This is a genomic window from Actinomyces sp. SKVG-SVH-4(1) (assembly GCF_048514265.1).
GTDB lineage: Bacteria > Actinomycetota > Actinomycetes > Actinomycetales > Actinomycetaceae > Actinomyces > Actinomyces oris.
The window spans coordinates 273600-289969 of sequence record NZ_JBGEVE010000002.1; the positions used below are offsets into that span (position 1 = coordinate 273600).

Below are 16370 nucleotides of genomic sequence, written 5' to 3' on the forward strand. Positions count from 1 at the left end.
GGCCCGCCCCTGCGCCCTGTCTTCATCCCCTGAGTCCAAGGATCCCTCATGGCCTTCATCGTCGCCGTCTCCGCCACCATCGTCGGAGCCCTCGGCCCCGCCCGCACCACCTCTCGACGCAACAGCTGCTCGGGCTGAGTCTGCCTTCCGGATCTACCTCTCGGTTCCGCCCCACTCGACGACGGTGAACCCGCTCCGGGTCGGCCCAGGCTCCAGCTTCTGCTCCGGAACCGCTGTCTGCGGGACATCCCCGACGACGATGTAGACCCTGATGAAGGTATCTGGGACAATCCCGGCACCCGAGGAGGGGTCCGTCAAGCGGTAGACGGCCTGGCGCGCGAACTCCTCAGAGGCGAAGGTGACCAGGGCCCTGCCCCGCTCGGCGATCCGAGGCCCCCAGAAGGTGATGAACTCGGCCGCCTCGCGGTCACTGAGTCCCAGCATGGAGAGCTTGTCCTCCAGGAAGCCGGTGGCCGCATCCGCCTCGACGACGAAGCCCTCGTTCTGAACGAGGGTGGCCGCCCCCTCCCCTTCCCAGAACAATGACGGGTAGTGCCGCCCCACGGCGTCGGTCAGATCCCCGTCGGGTGCTGCCGTCACGTGCCACGTGATACTGCCGTCAACCTGCGTCTGCGGCGTCGGATAGGTGTAGGTCAGTGTCCCCTCATAGTCCAGGGAGACCAACAGGTCCATCGTCGTGGTGGGGTAGAGATACAGGACCGGTTTCTTGTCCTTCTGCTCCTCCGGCCACATCCCGCAGCCCGCGAGCATCCCACCCGCAGCAAGGCCGCCGAGCAGCAGGAGGTGCCGACGAGCGGGGGTCTCCATCCGTGAAGGCGGCATGACGGTTCCTTTCGTAGGACTGATGCGTCCGGCCTGACGGAGTCCGGGGCACCATGGCTCTTCGTCCCACTGTAGGAGTGGGCGCGGTGTCCGCCGATGGGAAGGTCTCCCCCGCCGTCAGACGATGGCTCCCGGCTCCAGGATCCGGGTGCTCCAGAGCCTGTCGACCTCGGCGCTCAGGTCCTCCAGCGCCCCGGAGTTGGACACGACGACGTCGGCGACGGCTCGGCGTTCCTCGTCGGTGGCCTGCACAGCGATACGAGCGAACGCCTCGTCACGGGTCATCCCCCGCGCAGCGAGCCGCTCCAGACGCATCTCAAGCTGGGCCTCGACGACGATGACGAGATCGAACAGGTCCTGCATCTGTCCTTCGACGAGGAGAGGAACGTCGTAGACCGCCACCTGCCCGGCCGGAACCGTATCCATCCGAGCCCACGCCTCTGCTGCGATGAGGGGCAGGAGGAGCTCCTCCAGGCGGGCACGGCGTAGGTCGTCGGAGAAGACCAGGCGCCCCAGCGCACTGCGGTCCAGGGAGCCGTCCGGGGCTAAAATCCCTTCCCCGAACTCGGCCACCACTGCCGCAAGACCGTCACTGCCCGGGCTGACGACGTCGCGAGCGACCTCATCAGCGCTGGTCACGACCGCGCCGCGCTCCTCGAGCAGGCAGGCCACCGTCGACTTGCCTGAGCCGATGCCACCGGTGAGCCCCACGCGCAGGGCTCGGTCCTTCGGACGACGAGTGGAACGGGGTACAGGTGTGTGGCGCATGGTCCCATCATGCCGTGACCTGCCCGGGCCGGGCCAGCGCGTGGTGAGACAGCCGACAGCGGTGTCCACCGGGCGCAGCCTCGCCTTGTCAGTGCCAGCTCACTTGCCCCCTGCGGCCGCCTGGCCGTCAGTCGTGATCGTGGTGGTCGAACCGGGTCGTCTTCTTCCTCCCCGGCCCCGCCCGTAGGGCGCGATGCGCTCCTCGACCCGGGCCAGCGACTCCACCGCGCCCTGCGGGGGACTCACGCACCGGGAGGCCTGCTCCGAGGCCCGCGAGATGATCTCGCGGATGATCGGTGCGCGAGAGTGGTCCTCCTCCACCCCGTCGACCAGTACCTCCGCCAGGGCTGAGAGGACCTGCACAGCGACCAGAGGGTCGCCGACGGCGTCGACGAGTATCCCGCAGCGCTCTCCTGGCCGGTTCATCGGCCAGGACTCCATCGCGTCACGGCACTGGTGCCATGCCCGGCCGCTGGAGGCGCGGTCCCCGCGGGCCTGAGCGGCGTGCGAGGCCAGAGCCAGGGCGGCGCAGGCCGTTTCCGTCCACCCCTGGCTCAGGCTCAGCTCCGCGGTGTCGAGATGCTCCTTCTCCGCGCGCTCATTGGCGCCAAGTGCCGCCAGCAGCCGGCCGAAGGCCAGGCGAAGATCGACGACCAGCTCCAAGGTGGAGTCATCCACCACCTCCGACAGTGAGGCGCTGACCGTCTCCGCGGTCGACATGGCGCGCTGTCGCACTGACTCCATGCCATAACCGCGAGACAGCGTGAGCAGCTCGCGGACCTCCTTGAGCAGCGCTCCCTGGTTACGCAATCGGGCACGATCTGCCGGTACGGCGCTCGTCACCGTCCCGTAGGACCGGCTGGCCAGACCTGCGGCCTCAGCGGCCATCCGCATCTCGACCCGGTACGACACGCCGTTGTTGCCGTTGCGGACGTCGAAGCGGTGAGCGACGCCGCGCACGAAGCCGGTCATGACGTCATAGGCGCGGCCGACGGTGTCCCAGGCCGTGAGCTCCAGGTTCCCCCACGGCGTTGTCCAGTTCAGCGAGGCGCCCAGGGCGTGCTTTCCGTAGTCCGCCCGGTTGGCCGCCCTCATGACGAGGGCCAGTCCGACGGCGGTGTTCATCAGTTGCCAGGCCGAGGCCTCAGAGACGGCCTTCATAGGGCTGTGACGGATGAGTGCGATGGCCCGTTGCCACTGGGAGGACAGTCCCAGGTACTCGAGCCTGTCCGCCAGGCTCTGGAGTGACACGGCATCTGGAAGGTGGAGCAGGCTCAAGGAGGCGAAGGCGTCCTCGGCCTCGACGATGCGTTGGTGGGCCAGGTAGGGAACCAGCACCGCGCCCAGCCCCCGTGCGCTCTCCACGGGATCGGCCTCGGCGCGTTTGGGTGTGGCCGTGGTTGTACTGATGACGCCGGAGTAGTCATCGTGCATACGGGCGGTGGCCAGCACGGCTCCGGTATCGGTCTTGCCGAAGGAGAAGAGTCTGGCCTCACGGAGCTGCTCGAGGGCCTCGTCCCTGAGGCCGAGGACGGCGGAGAGCTCCACCTGGGCGTAACGCAGCGGGAGCGTCGAACGGCTGTGAGCCGCCCGAATCCCCTGGCAGAAAGCGGTCGCCTGCTCAAGGCTCGTTCTGCTCGTGTCCGGGTCCTGGCCCAGCTGAACCAGCCACGCCCGGTCGACGGCGCAGACCGCCTCCACCACCTGGTCGGGCGCGCTCCCCGCATCCGCCCCCTCGACGTCGTCGGCGGCAACCGCCTTCCACAGGGCCGCTGCAGCGACGCGGCTGGGGCAGATGGGGTCGACATCCTCCAGAGCACGGGCAATGTCGCCCCAATAGCTCATATCGTCTCCAACGGTCGTCACGTTCTGGTTCCGGCTTCTAGGAAGCAGGGAGCACGGGGCCCGACCACAGCCTCGCACAGGCACGTCACCTGAGCGATGGGGAGAAGGCACCGAACGTCTGAGGGTCTCTGCCTGCGGAGCAGGCAGAGACCCTCAGATGATGTCAGAGATCAGTCCTGACCACTGAAAAGGTGCGGATGCTCAGTTACCGGTGAGCTTCTCGCGCAGAGCGGCCAGGGCCTCATCGGAGGCCAGCGTGCCGGAGGCCTCCGACGGCGCCGAGGAGTACGAGGTGCCGCCGGCGGGGGCTGCCGGAGCACCGGACTCCTGCTCCTCCTCCAGGGCCTTGGCGACCTGGGCCTTGTGGGCCTCCCAGCGGGCGTGAGCAGCCGCGTACTCGGCCTCCCACGCCTCGCGCTGGGCGTCGTAGCCCTCGAGCCACTCGTTGGTCTCCGGGTCGAAGCCCTCGGGGTACTTGTAGTTGCCCTGCTCGTCGTACTCGGCCGCCATCCCGTAGAGGCTGGGGTCGAAGTCCTCGGAGGCGGGGTCGACACCCTCGTTGGCCTGCTTCAGCGACAGGGAGATGCGACGGCGCTCCAGGTCGATGTCGATGACCTTGACGAAGACCTCGTCGCCGACCTTGGCCACCTGCTCGGGGACCTCGACGTGACGCTGCGCCAGCTCGGAGATGTGGACCAGGCCCTCGATGCCGTCCTCGACACGCACGAAGGCGCCGAAGGGGACGAGCTTGGTGACCTTGCCGGGAACGACCTGGCCGATGGCGTGGGTCCGGGCGAAGGCCTGCCACGGGTCCTCCTGAGTCGCCTTGAGCGACAGGGAGACGCGCTCGCGGTCGAAGTCGACGTCCAGGACCTCGACCGTGACCTCGTTGCCGACCTCGACGACCTCGGAGGGGTGGTCGATGTGCTTCCAGGACAGCTCGGAGACGTGGACCAGACCATCGACGCCACCCAGGTCCACGAAGGCACCGAAGTTGACGATGGAGGACACGACACCGGAGCGGACCTGCCCCTTCTGCAGGGTCTGCAGGAAGTTGGTGCGGACCTCGGACTGGGTCTGCTCGAGCCAGGCGCGACGGGAGAGGACCACGTTGTTGCGGTTCTTGTCCAGCTCAATGATCTTCGCCTCGAGCTCGCGGCCCACGTAGGGCTGGAGGTCGCGAACGCGACGCATCTCCACCAGGGAGGCGGGCAGGAAGCCGCGCAGGCCGATGTCCAGGATGAGACCGCCCTTGACGACCTCGATGACGGAGCCGGTGACGACGCCGTCCTCCTCCTTGATGCGCTCGATGGTGCCCCAGGCGCGCTCGTACTGCGCGCGCTTCTTGCTCAGGAGCAGACGCCCTTCCTTGTCCTCCTTCTGCAGGACGAGGGCTTCGATCTCGTCGCCGACGGAGACGATCTCGTCGGGGTCGACGTCATGCTTGATGGACAGCTCGCGAGCGAGGATGACGCCTTCGGTCTTGTAGCCGATGTCGAGGAGGACCTCATCACGGTCGACCTTGACGACAGTGCCCTCGACGATATCGCCGTCATCGAAGTACTTGATGGTCTCGTCAACGGCGGCGAGGATCTCCTCGGTCGAACCGATGTCGTTGACGGCGACCGGGGCGGGGCTGGGCGTAGTGGTTGTCATTGAGTGGATGCTCCGAATGCGGATAGTTGGATCGGGTTGATAGGGACCGCGTGCTCCCCAGTGACGCGAATCGGCCCGGACCAATTCATCGACCTGGTTGGATCAGTCTCATAGGAGACGCCCAGGAGCGCACGAATGAACCTTAGCAGTACGTGACGAATCCGTAACTAGACGATGCTCAAGCATTATCCCGTACATGCGTGCAATCGCTCACGTCGTCTGACGACTTGATGTCAAAAGGATGACGTGACGATCTCATTCGTATATCACCGGCTTCTTCGGCCGATGAGCGGAGGTCCCGGAAGGGCTCTTTAGTGGGCGGCCTCACGCCAGGTCCGCCCTCGTCCGACGGCGACGTCCAGGGGGACCGAGAGCTCTGCTGCCCCACCCATCTGCTCCTTGAGGAGGCTCTCAACAGCCTCGGCCTCTCCGGGCGCGACCTCGATGAGGAGCTCGTCGTGGATCTGCAGAAGAATGCGGCTCGTCAGGGCCTGCTCGCGCAGCGCGCTGTCGACATCGATCATGGCCTTCTTGACGATATCGGCGGCGCTGCCCTGAATGGGGGCGTTGAGGGCGGCCCGCTCAGCCATCTCACGGCGCTGCCGGTTGTCGCTGGTCAGGTCGGGCAGGTAGCGGCGCCGTCCGAACATCGTCTCGGTGTATCCGTCTCGGCGCGCCTGCTCCACCACGGACTCCAGGTAGTCGTGGACCTTTCCGAACCTGGCGAAGTAGGCGTTCCTCAGATCCGCTGCCTCAGCGTTGTCGATACCGAGCTGACGGGCCAGCCCGAAGGTCGACAGGCCGTAGGCCAGTCCATAGCTCATGGCCTTGACGTGGCTGCGCTGCTGGGCGGTCACGTCCTCGACCTCGATGCCGTGGACCAGGGCGGCGACGTAGCGGTGCAGGTCCTCCCCGCTGCGGAAGGCCTCGATCAGCGCTTGGTCCGCGGACAGGTGCGCCATGATGCGCATCTCGATCTGGGAGTAGTCGGCGGTCATGAGGCACTCGTAGCCCTCGCCGACGGTGAATGCCTCGCGGATGCGCATCCCCTCCTCGTGACGTGCCGGGATGTTCTGCAGGTTGGGGTCGGTGGAGGACAGGCGCCCCGTGGCGGCGATGGTCTGCTGGAAGGTGGTGTGGATGCGCCCGTCGGCCTGGATCGCCTTGCGCAGTCCCTCAACCGTCTGCCGCAGCTTGATGGCGTCGCGGTGCTCAAGAAGGTGCTCCAGGAAGGGGTGCGAGGTCTTGGCGTACAGCCCGGCCAAGGCGTCGGCGTCCGTGGTGTAACCGGTCTTGGTCTTGCGGGTCTTGGGCATCTTCAGCTCGTCGAACAGGACGGCCTGGAGCTGCTTGGGGCTGGAGAGGTTGAGCTCTCGCCCGGCGGCGGCGTAGGCGCCCTCGGCGGCGTGAGTCACGCGGGCGTCGAGCTCGGTCTGGCGGGCTTGGAGCACGGCGTCGTCGACGGCGATGCCGGCGTCCTCCATGACGGTCAGGGTCGCGGCCACGGGCATCTCCAGGTCGGTGAACAGTCCGGCGGCGTCACGAGCCGCCATCTGCTCATCGAGCACGGCCTGGAGCGGGAGCAGGGCGGCGGCCCGGCGTGCACTGGCCAGGTGGGAGGGGGCAACGGCCTCCTGAGAGGTGAGGGCCTCGAGGTCGAATGCGCTCTGGGACTCACCGGAGCCGCCGTCACCCCCGGCACCGCCCTCGTTGACTGCGGCCAGGTCGATGCCGAGCCAGCGCTGGGTGAGGGTGTCGACGTCGTAGCTGCGCTGTTCGGGACGGCACAGGTAGCCGGCCAGCGAGGGGTCTGCGACGACGCCGTCGAGCGTGAGTCCCCGGGCGCTCAGCGCGTGCCAGCTCCCCTTGGCGTCGGCGACGAGCTTGGGACGCTCCACGTCGGCCAGGAGCCGGGCCAGGACGGCTTCGTCCTCGGGCAGGATCTCGGTCAGGTCGATGGCGACCGCCCGAGAGCCGTCGGACAGTGACACGAGCGCGGCATCGCCTTCCACGGGCCTGAGGACACCGACGACATCCACACCCAGGAGGCGGGTGCCGTTGTCGTCATCCGCCGGCAGGCTGGTCTTCAACCATTCAGCCAGCCGCCCCGCGGCTAGATCGTGTCCCAGCGAGACGATCTCCAGATCGCTCAGCGCGTTCAGTGCGCCGGCTTCGTCTGCCTCACTCGGCTCGGCGTGGTCGGAGGTGTCGGTGAAGCTCAGGATGCGCAGCGCCCGCTGGTGCAGGGTGCGGAACTCCAGGGTCTCGAACACGCGCGCCAGGCCGGCGCGGTCGGCACCCGTGAGGCGCAGGTCGGTGCGGGGTTCGATTCCGAGGTCCAGGTCGGTGAGCAGGCGGTTGAGGCGGCGGTTGCGCACGACGTCGTCGAGGTGATCGCGCAGCGACTGTCCGGCCTTGCCCTTGATCTGGTCCGCGTGAGCGATGACGCCGTCGAGCCCGTCATAGAGGTTGAGCCACTTGGCGGCGGTCTTGGGGCCCACGCCCGGAACCCCGGGCAGGTTGTCACTGGTCTCGCCGACCAGGGCGGCCAGGTGCGGGTAGCGCTCGGGCGTCACCCCGTAGCGCTCCTCCACCTCCTGAGGCGTCATGCGGCGCAATGTCGACACGCCCTTGACCGGGTAGAGCACGGTGCACCGCTCGGTGACCGTCTGGAAGGAGTCGCGGTCCCCCGAGCAGATGAGAACCTCCATGCCCTCGGCCTGGGCGGAGGCCGCCAGGGTGGCCAGGATGTCGTCGGCCTCGTAGCCCGGAGCGGTGAGCGCTGTGACGCCCATGGCCTCCAGGACCTCCTGGATGAGCTCGACCTGCCCGAGGAAGGGCTGCGGTGTCTCATCGCGGGTTCCCTTGTACTCGGCGTACTCCTCGGTGCGGAAGGTGCCTCCCGGCAGGTCGAAGGCGACGGCCACGTGGGTGGGCCGCTCGCTGTCCAGCAGCGACAGGAACATGGAGACGAAGCCGTGGACGGCGTTGGTGGACTGACCGGTCGACGTGGTGAAGTTGTCGACGGGCAGGGCGTAGAAGGCACGGAAGGCCATTGAGTGTCCGTCGATGAGAAGAAGCCGCTCGGGAACCGGGTCCGAGGGGGACTGAGGTGTTGGACTCGTCGCAGGGCTGGTCGCGGTGGTGCTCACCGTGCCAGCCTAGGCCCATGAGCCATCCACAGTCCGACTCGCCCGTCTCCCCCACCAGCGTAGGGGACTCCAGTGACTCTCAGGCCTCTCCTGTCTCCGCCGACTCCCCCAGCTCGCCGGCGGTCGTCGGGCCGCTGGGCCCCGTGGGCCGCGTCACTGCGGCCTCCTACTCCGGAGCGAGCGCCTCAGCCGTGGCCTTCCCGGACCCTGCCAGGCGCCCGTTCCCGGATCCGCGTCCCGCGGGCTCTGCCGTCTCCGCTTCCTCGGCACTGCACGCGGTGCTGGAGGACAGTGAAGAGGGCACGCTCATGGAGACCCTCGGGATGGAGGTGGTGACTCGCGACGCTCATCGGACCGAGGTCCGGATGCCGGTCGACGGGGCCCGACAGGTCGTCGGGATCCTGCACGGCGGTGCCACCGCCGCGCTCATCGAGACGGCTGCCTCCGTGGCCGCGCGCGCGGGCGCGCCCGACGATGCCGTCCCGGTCGGGGCGGAGCTGACGGTCAGCCACCTGCGCTCCGTGTCCCAGGGCTGGGTGAAGGCGACCGCCACTCCCCTGCACCGCGGCCGTCGTACCGTGGTCTACCAGGTGACGGTCACTGACGACGATGAGCGGACCATCGCCGTCGGGACGCTGCGCAGCCTGTTCACCTGAGGCGCTGCGCCGCCCTGGGCTATCAGTGGGTGCTTAGTCCTTCTTGGCCGAACCGACCTGCTCGATGACGGCGTCGGCCACCTCGCGCATGGTCAGACGCCGGTTCATGGAGGTCTTCTGCAGCCAGCGGAAGGCCTCCGGCTCGCTCAGTCCCATGCGCTCCATGAGCAGCCCCTTGGCCCGGTCGACGCGCTTGCGGGTCTCGAAGCGCTCGGTGAGGTCGGAAATCTCACTCTCCAGGGAGAGGATCTCCTCGTGCCGGGACATGGCGATCTCAAGTGCCGGGATGAGGTCCGCCGGGGTGAAGGGCTTGACGACGTAGGCCATGGCGCCGGCGGCGCTGGCTCGTTCGACGAGCTCGGTCTGGGAGAAGGCGGTCAGCATGATGACGGCGCAGTTGTGCTTCTCGAGAATCCTCTCCGCCGCGGTGATGCCGTCGGTCACCGGCATCTTGACGTCAAGAACGCACAGGTCGGGATCATGCTCATCAGCCAGGCGGACGGCCTCCTCACCATCTGCGGCCTCCGCGACGATCTCGTAGCCGGCGTCGGTGAGAGTCTCGACGATGTCAAGGCGGATGAGGGTCTCGTCCTCAGCGACGAGCACCCGGCGGGACTTGGTGGTGCTGGACTCATTGCTCACGGCTGTGATCCTAGTATGATCTCGCTGTTAGCGCCCCCGCAGAGCGGACGGCGTGCCTCCGTAGCCCAATTGGCAGAGGCATCCGACTCAAAATCGGAGTGTTGTGGGTTCGAGTCCCACCGGAGGTACCAACAAGTCCCTACCCAGCCCCACCTCAGGACAGACCAGTCAGATGGAGAGCACCTTGGGCACCACGTGGGCCTCACTGTACGAAGCGGCCAAAGCTGTTCAGCGTCCTCGTCACGTGTCCTCGTACATCGAGGCGGGCGGTGTCGCAGCTGCAGTGGAGTCGTCCTCGGGAAGAATCTATACGGGCGTCTGCGTGGATACCGCCTGCACCCTGGGAATCTGTGCCGAGCGCAACGCGATCCTCAACATGATGACCAACGGTGAGGATGCGATTCGACGGGTTCTGACGATCATGCGCGACGGCCGTACCGGTCCGCCGTGTGGAGCATGTCGAGAAATGATGACGCAGCTGATGCCGAGCCGGTTCGGGGACATCGAGGTGATGATCGACTTCGCTGCCGGGAAGACCATGACTCTTGCCGATCTGACTCCCCAGTGGTGGCTACGGCGATGAGGCTGTGACCGCAGAGCTCCACTCTGCGGTGTCCTGCCCCCACCGATTCATCAGCGGGAAGCAGATGCCGGAACCCGTCGCCCTGAACCGGATCGAGGGGCCTCCCGGTGATAGGTGGGAGACCCCTCGACGGATCAGAACCGGTGCTCAGACCTTGTAGTCGCCCGTCTCACCGACGGTGTGGACACGGATCGAGTTGGTCGAGCCGGGCGTGCCCGGAGGCATTCCGGCCACGATGACGACGGTGTCCCCGGGCTGGGCCAGATGCTTGTCCTGAAGGATCTCATCGACCTGGGCCACCATCTCGTCAGTGTGCTGGACCTCGGGCACCTCGTAGCACTGCACGCCCCAGGAGACGGCGAGCTGGTTGCGCGTCTCACGCAGCGGGGTGAAGGCCAGCAGCGGAAGCGGCGAGCGCAGACGAGACAGGCGCCGGGCGGTGTCACCGGACTGGGTGAAGGTCACCAGGTAGGTGACGTCGAGGTGCTCGCCCATCTCCGCAGCGGCGCGGGTCAGTGCCCCACCTCGCGTCTGCGGGTAGGAGCCCAGGCCGGGGATGCGCTCCCCTCCGTGCTCCTCGACGTTCTCGATGATGCTGGCCATGGTGCGCACGGCCTCGATGGGGTAGGCGCCCACGGAGGTCTCACCGGAGAGCATGACGGCGTCGGCGCCGTCGAGAATGGCGTTGGCGCAGTCGGAGGCCTCGGCCCGTGTGGGACGCGGGTTCTGGATCATGGACTCCAGGACCTGGGTGGCCACGATGACCGGCTTGGCCTGGCGGCGGGCCAGCTCGATGGCCCGCTTCTGCACCAGCGGGACGGCCTCCAGGGGCATTTCCACACCGAGGTCGCCACGGGCCACCATGATGCCGTCGAAGGTGGAGACGATGTCGAAGAGGTTCTCCACCGCCTGGGGCTTCTCGATCTTGGCGATGACCGGGATGCGCACGCCGACCTCGTCCATGATCTCGTGGACGTCCTTGATGTCATCGGCGTCGCGCACGAAGGACAGGGCGATGAGGTCGGCACCGATCTTGAGGGCCCAGCGCAGGTCCTCACGGTCCTTCTCGCTGAGGGCCGGCACGGAGACGGCGACGCCGGGCAGGTTGATGCCCTTGTTGTTGGAGACGTAGCCGGGCACCTCGACCTTGGTGACGACGTCGGTGTCGGTGACGGCCACGACGCGCACCGCGACGTTGCCGTCGTCGATGAGGAGCCGGTCACCGGGGCGGCAGTCGCCGGGAAGTCCTTTGAAGGTGGTGGAGGCGCGCTTGACGGTGCCCAGGACGTCGTCAATGGTGATGGTGAACTCGTCGCCCTTGTTGAGCATGACCTTCTGGTCGTCCACGAACCGCCCCAGGCGGATCTTGGGGCCCTGGAGGTCGACGAGGATGGCGACGGCGCGGCCGGAAGCGTCGGCGGCCTCACGGATACGGCCGATGACCTCCTCCTGGTCCTCGGCGCGACCGTGGGAGCGGTTGATGCGCGCGACGTTCATGCCGGCGTCCACGAGCGCTTGCACCTGCTCGGGAGAGTCGGTAGCGGGTCCGAGGGTACATACGATCTTGGCTCTACGCATGGGTTCAGAATACGGGACACCGGGCCCTGCGCACGAGGAGGAATCTCGTCAGTCGTCAGGTTGCGACCATCCTCACCCACTTGTCTCCCGCCGGAGTGGCGGGCGGGTCCCCGATTCGGTCGCTACGAATCCGCCTGGTCCGGGCGGGCCGACTCCGCGGCAGCAGGTTCTGCGGGTGAGGCGTCCTCAGACGAGTCATGCTCGGCGGCGATGTCCTCGGCGGAGTCGCCCTCATCGGCCGCTGATCCGTCCTTCCTCGCCCTGTGCCCCGGCCTGTCGATGGCGTCGCTCAAGGGGCGTCGCGAGGAGAGGAACAGTCCAATGGCGCCGACGAGGAAGATGACGATGGAGGTCCACACGTTCAGTCGCAGGCCGAGGACCGTCTCGGCCTCGTCGATGCGCAGCATCTCAATCCACACCCGGCCTGCGGTGTAGACCATGAGGTAGATCCACAGCAGCCTGCCGCCTGTGACCCCGCTGCGGGCGACCATCCTTCTGCCGATCCACACCAGGAGGACCGCTCCGGCCAGGTTCCACAGGGCCTCATAGAGGAAGGTCGGATGAAACAGGGTGCCGGGCGGGTAGGTGGAGCCCGCCGGCAGGTGGGCGTCGTCGATCCGCAGTCCCCAGGGCAGCGTCGTCGGGGCGCCGTAGAGCTCCTGGTTGAACCAGTTCCCCAGTCGACCGATCGCCTGAGCGATCAGCAGCGTCGGGGCGACGGCATCGGCCAGCGGAGCCACCCGCAGGTCACGATGGCGCAGAAGAAGCACCCCGGCCAGGACCCCGCCGGCGATACCTCCCCAGATGCCCAGGCCCCCCTGCCATGTCTGTGGGATACGGGCCAGGTCGCCGTTGGGGCCGAAGTAGTCGTCGGGCGAGGTGACCACGTGGTAGAGACGAGCTCCCACGATTCCAGCCGGCACGGCCACGATGGCGACGTCGAGGACCAGCTCCGGTCGGCCTCCCCGGGCCCGGTAGCGCCGGTCCGACCACCACACGGCCACGAAGACTCCGGTGAGGATGCACAACGCATAGGCCCGCACCGGGATGGGGCCGAGGTACCACACGGCCGAGGAAGGGCTCGGTATGCCCGCTCTCAGCGCGGCCGTGAACGACATCGCCGACAACGTTGGCATCGCGGGCATCGTTGACATCATGGCGGAAAGGGTGGCGACAGGCACTCAGAGAACCTCTCGGTGGGCGGAGGGGATCAGTGCCGGGTGGGCGCCGGCGGCGACCAGCTCGGCAACGAACTGCTGGGGGTCGGTGGAGCGGATGATGGCCTCACCGACGAGGACGACATCGGCCCCGCAGCGCGCGAAGCTCATGACATCGTGCGGACCTCTGACTCCTCCGGCCGCAATCCGTACGACCTGCGTCGGCAGAACGTCAGTGACCTGATCGAACAGGCTGCAGTCGACGGCCAGGGTGTCGGGATCGCGGGTGTCGATGGCCACGATGCAGGCCCCCGCATCGACCGCGGTCAGCGCCTCACGGCGGGTACGGACCTCGACGACGGCGCCCATCCCCAGGGAGTGGACCCTCTCGATGAGTCCCTCGAGCACCAGGGTCTCGAGGCGGGCATCGAGCATGAGCAGATCGGCGCCGTGAGCCCGGGCCTCGTGCACCTGGTAGGGCGTGACCACCAGGTCGTTGGCGAGGACGGGAAGATCCACTGAGGCCCTGACGGCGTCCAGGTCCTTGAGGGAGCCTCGCGTAGCGCTCGGCCCGGTGACCACTGAGACGCAGGCGGCGCCGCCGGCGGCGTAGAAGCAGGCCAGCATCCCCGGATCCCCGACGCCGCTGAGATCCGCGAACGTGGCTGTGGAGCGCTTCACCTCGGCGATCACCGTGACCGCCCGGTCATCGGTGCGCAGGCTGGACAGGGCGCTGATAGCACCGGGAACCAGGCGGGAGGCCTCTTTGAGGCGGGTCAGGGGAACCAGCGAAGCACGACGGTCGGCGGCCGCCTTGGCCTCAGCCACCATCGCCTCGAACGAGGTCATCGCACACCTCCCCGATCTCACCTGCCGGCGCTCCGGTGGGGCGCCTGTTCGTATCCATCGTGACGGCCCGAGGCCGTCTGTTGCAAATCGCCAAACCGTACTGGCCGCGGAGCGGTCAGCTGGGTCGCGATCCCACGTGCGCTTCCAGATCACCGCCGGCCAGGAAGCAGGTGCGCTCACCGGTGTGGCAGGCGGCTCCGACCTGATCGACCTCGATCAGGAGGGCGTCGCCGTCGCAGTCCAGATGAACGGACTTGACGTACTGCGCGTGTCCGGACGTATCACCCTTGCGCCAGTACTCACGCCGCGACCGCGACCAGAAGGTCACTCGTCCCTCTTCCAGGGTGCGCCGAAGCGCCTCATCGTCCATCCACCCCACCATGAGGACCTCACGTGAGTCGTGCTGCTGGACGACGGCGCAGACCAGGCCGTCCGCGTTGCGCTTCAGGCGCGCAGAGATCTGGGAATCGAGAGTCACAACCGCATTATGCACGCCGGGTGCTGCTCAGCCCGGAGGACCGAGCAGAGGGCCGAAGTAGACCCACATGCCTGGCAGGTTGCGCACCACCGCGAAAACGGCCAGCGCCACCCCGAGAAGGATCCCCTCCCTACCGGTGACGAGCGGCCGCCGCTGGCCTCGGAGCCATGCGAGCAACCAGCGCGCCACCAGAAGAACGACCACCGCCTCCAGTGCGAGCGCGAAGGGGTTGTACCCCAGGGCGGCCCACAGGTCGCCGTGCATGAGCTCACGAGTAGCACGAGTGCCTCCGCACAGCGGACACCACAGCCCTGTGGTGCGGTGAAGCGGGCAGAGGTCGGGAAGCCCCGGAGCGCTGCGGGGCAGAGTCAGTGCGCGCAGCACGATGAGACCACCGGGAAGGGAGGGCAGAACCATCAGAAGGCCCAGTCCGATCCGTCTTCCGTGTCCCGCGCGCCCATCGGAGCGCTCGAGTCTCGTCGAGGTATTCGTGCAGCAGTCTTCAGACATACAGTTCATTGAGACAACATCACCAAGAACAGAATAAGGTAGAGAGCGCTGATGACAGTGCCAATGGCCCCTGTCACCACTCCGGCTATGGACAGTCCCTTGTTCGAGGCACGCCCTTCTTTGGCGGCGCGCATTCCTAGGACTCCGACGACGATCGCCGGAATGCCCAAGATCATACCGAGGGACGCGCAGTTGCCAAAGATGCTCGCAATACCGAGCCCGAGCGCCCACCCACCGAGGGCGTTGGCCTCATGCCGACGTGGATCGTAAAACGCCCCCCAGTACACGCCCTGACCATATGGCGGATACGGGCCATAAGAAGGGGACGGATAAGGGTACTGCTGACTGTAGGGCTGCCCGTAGGCCTGGCTGTACGGTTGCTGACCACCCCCCGGATAAGGGACCATCTGGCCTCCCGATACAGCCGGGAAGGGGCGCGACTGATCGCCAAGATCATCCGCACTGTAGTAACCGTTCTGGGCCGACGACACGCCCGAAGCGGACTGGACGGCAACATCGGAGTCAGAAGGATAAGGGGTGCCGGCGACCCCTTGACGATAAGGATCCGCCGGGTAAGGATTCAACTCACTCATTATTCCTTCTCGAAAGCGACACTCAGGACACGGCCCATGCGGGCATCCACATCACACCCCGAGGACGACCTCACCTCAAGGGGGAGAACACCCCATCAGCCCGGCCGATCCCGCCCCCGTACGCCTTCGCTCCGCTGTGCAGGGAACCAGTGGAGCCCACGCGCAGCGGAGCGAAGACGACAGACGAGGACCTAGGACTGGAATCCGCTCGTGAGCTGCGCGGTCACACCAGTAAAGTAGAGCACGATCGCCAACACGGTGCCAACCACCGACAGCACAATGCCGGCAATGGACATGCCCTTGTTGGTGGCGCGCCCCTCGTTGGCCGCCTGAATACCCAGATACCCCACAATGATCGCAGGGATACCAGTGATGAGACCACAGCAGAAGAAGCTGACGATCCCCAGGCAGAGGGACCAGACCCCCAGCGAGTTCTTCTCATCAGGACGAGGACCGAATCCACCAGGGACATATCCTCCGGGCTGCTGATTGTACTGACCGTCGGGGTACGGGCCCATGTTGCTCATAGCATCTCTCCATGTAGATAGGGGTCGGTGATGTTGACAGTGACAGTATGTTGCTGAAGTATAACAGACCTCACGCTGCACGCAAATCGAACCGCTTTACAGCAGCAACCCGACCCAGCTCTGTCGCCCGACCTGAACCCAAGTCCCTTACCTACCCCCCATCCTGACGAATAGATAAATCAGGGTAGCACAGAAGCCAATGACCCCTATGACAATTCCAGCAGTTCCCGCACCCCGATTAGTGGCCTCACCTCGATCTGCCGCTGCCTGGGCCTGCAGCCCTAAAACGATCGCGATGACCCCAAAAATGATTCCGCAGCAGAAAATACTTGCGATCCCCAGCCCAAGAGACCAGTTCCCCAAGTAGTTCTTCTCGCTGTCTGGGTTCCTCCAGCCATTCCCACCACTTGAGTAACTGGGCTCATTGTAATAGAAGTGGCTCACGCACTCTCCTTGGGCTCGGCCACACGGGCGCTATCAGGGTGTCGGTGCGGGGCACCACGCCGGCACCGCAACCGCAGTCAGTCTCCCAT

Annotated in this window: 16 protein-coding genes and 1 tRNA gene; 3 read left to right on the forward strand and 14 right to left on the reverse strand. The window is 66.7% G+C overall.

What is annotated here, in order from left to right; genetic code table 11:
• Positions 1–153: 153 nt before the first annotated feature.
• The 5 genes from AB7V09_RS03120 to polA all read right to left on the reverse strand — a co-directional run bounded on the left by AB7V09_RS03120 (position 154) and on the right by polA (position 8264).
• On the reverse strand, positions 154–843 hold the full coding sequence (locus AB7V09_RS03120) for a transcriptional initiation protein Tat (protein WP_419142894.1): 690 nt from the start codon (positions 841–843) through the stop codon (positions 154–156).
• A 117-nt stretch (positions 844–960) separates the two neighbouring features.
• Positions 961–1611, reverse strand: coding sequence for a dephospho-CoA kinase (coaE, locus tag AB7V09_RS03125; RefSeq protein WP_419142895.1), 651 nt, complete (start codon positions 1609–1611; stop codon positions 961–963).
• A gap of 99 nt (positions 1612–1710) precedes the next feature.
• Positions 1711–3456: a hypothetical protein gene (locus tag AB7V09_RS03130; RefSeq protein ID WP_419142896.1), complete on the reverse strand. Its 1746-nt coding sequence runs from the start codon at positions 3454–3456 to the stop codon at positions 1711–1713.
• 201 nt (positions 3457–3657) lie between these two features.
• Complete coding sequence (gene rpsA / locus AB7V09_RS03135) at positions 3658–5112, reverse strand: 30S ribosomal protein S1 (protein ID WP_004564961.1); 1455 nt, start codon at positions 5110–5112, stop codon at positions 3658–3660.
• A 311-nt stretch (positions 5113–5423) separates the two neighbouring features.
• Positions 5424–8264: a DNA polymerase I gene (polA, locus tag AB7V09_RS03140; RefSeq protein ID WP_419142897.1), complete on the reverse strand. Its 2841-nt coding sequence runs from the start codon at positions 8262–8264 to the stop codon at positions 5424–5426.
• A 17-nt stretch (positions 8265–8281) separates the two neighbouring features.
• On the opposite strand from polA, the gene AB7V09_RS03145 reads away from it, so the two are divergent.
• Positions 8282–8920: a PaaI family thioesterase gene (locus AB7V09_RS03145; protein WP_271287871.1), complete on the forward strand. Its 639-nt coding sequence runs from the start codon at positions 8282–8284 to the stop codon at positions 8918–8920.
• A gap of 33 nt (positions 8921–8953) precedes the next feature.
• Here AB7V09_RS03145 and AB7V09_RS03150 read toward each other — a convergent pair whose 3' ends face one another.
• A complete protein-coding gene (locus AB7V09_RS03150; RefSeq protein WP_070511473.1) occupies positions 8954–9562 on the reverse strand; it encodes an ANTAR domain-containing response regulator in 609 nt (202 codons plus the stop codon).
• A gap of 54 nt (positions 9563–9616) precedes the next feature.
• On the opposite strand from AB7V09_RS03150, the gene AB7V09_RS03155 reads away from it, so the two are divergent.
• Both AB7V09_RS03155 and AB7V09_RS03160 read left to right on the forward strand, forming a co-directional pair.
• A tRNA-Leu gene (locus AB7V09_RS03155) sits at positions 9617–9693 on the forward strand.
• 53 nt (positions 9694–9746) lie between these two features.
• Positions 9747–10145 carry a cytidine deaminase family protein gene (locus AB7V09_RS03160; RefSeq protein ID WP_256694832.1) on the forward strand — a complete coding sequence of 133 codons (399 nt, stop codon included), beginning with the start codon at positions 9747–9749 and terminating at the stop codon, positions 10143–10145.
• A gap of 147 nt (positions 10146–10292) precedes the next feature.
• On the opposite strand, the gene pyk is transcribed toward AB7V09_RS03160, so the two are convergent.
• From pyk to AB7V09_RS03200, 8 genes are all read right to left on the reverse strand, one after another.
• A complete protein-coding gene (gene pyk, locus AB7V09_RS03165) occupies positions 10293–11723 on the reverse strand; it encodes a pyruvate kinase (RefSeq protein WP_009405774.1) in 1431 nt (476 codons plus the stop codon).
• 122 nt (positions 11724–11845) lie between these two features.
• Positions 11846–12859 (reverse strand): prolipoprotein diacylglyceryl transferase, encoded by a 1014-nt coding sequence (gene lgt / locus AB7V09_RS03170; protein WP_419142898.1) that lies wholly within the window; start codon positions 12857–12859, stop codon positions 11846–11848.
• 45 nt (positions 12860–12904) lie between these two features.
• Positions 12905–13729 carry an indole-3-glycerol phosphate synthase TrpC gene (locus AB7V09_RS03175; protein ID WP_075374122.1) on the reverse strand — a complete coding sequence of 275 codons (825 nt, stop codon included), beginning with the start codon at positions 13727–13729 and terminating at the stop codon, positions 12905–12907.
• A gap of 115 nt (positions 13730–13844) precedes the next feature.
• Positions 13845–14207, reverse strand: coding sequence for a phosphoribosyl-AMP cyclohydrolase (gene hisI, locus AB7V09_RS03180; RefSeq protein WP_178388699.1), 363 nt, complete (start codon positions 14205–14207; stop codon positions 13845–13847).
• Between the two features lie 27 nt (positions 14208–14234).
• Positions 14235–14624 carry a DUF2752 domain-containing protein gene (locus AB7V09_RS03185; RefSeq protein WP_419142899.1) on the reverse strand — a complete coding sequence of 130 codons (390 nt, stop codon included), beginning with the start codon at positions 14622–14624 and terminating at the stop codon, positions 14235–14237.
• Positions 14625–14722: 98 nt separating this feature from the next.
• On the reverse strand, positions 14723–15310 hold the full coding sequence (locus AB7V09_RS03190) for a DUF4190 domain-containing protein (RefSeq protein ID WP_279013232.1): 588 nt from the start codon (positions 15308–15310) through the stop codon (positions 14723–14725).
• Positions 15311–15501: 191 nt separating this feature from the next.
• Positions 15502–15837 (reverse strand): DUF4190 domain-containing protein, encoded by a 336-nt coding sequence (locus AB7V09_RS03195; RefSeq protein WP_419142900.1) that lies wholly within the window; start codon positions 15835–15837, stop codon positions 15502–15504.
• A 147-nt stretch (positions 15838–15984) separates the two neighbouring features.
• On the reverse strand, positions 15985–16281 hold the full coding sequence (locus AB7V09_RS03200; RefSeq protein ID WP_419142901.1) for a DUF4190 domain-containing protein: 297 nt from the start codon (positions 16279–16281) through the stop codon (positions 15985–15987).
• Positions 16282–16370: the final 89 nt, after the last annotated feature.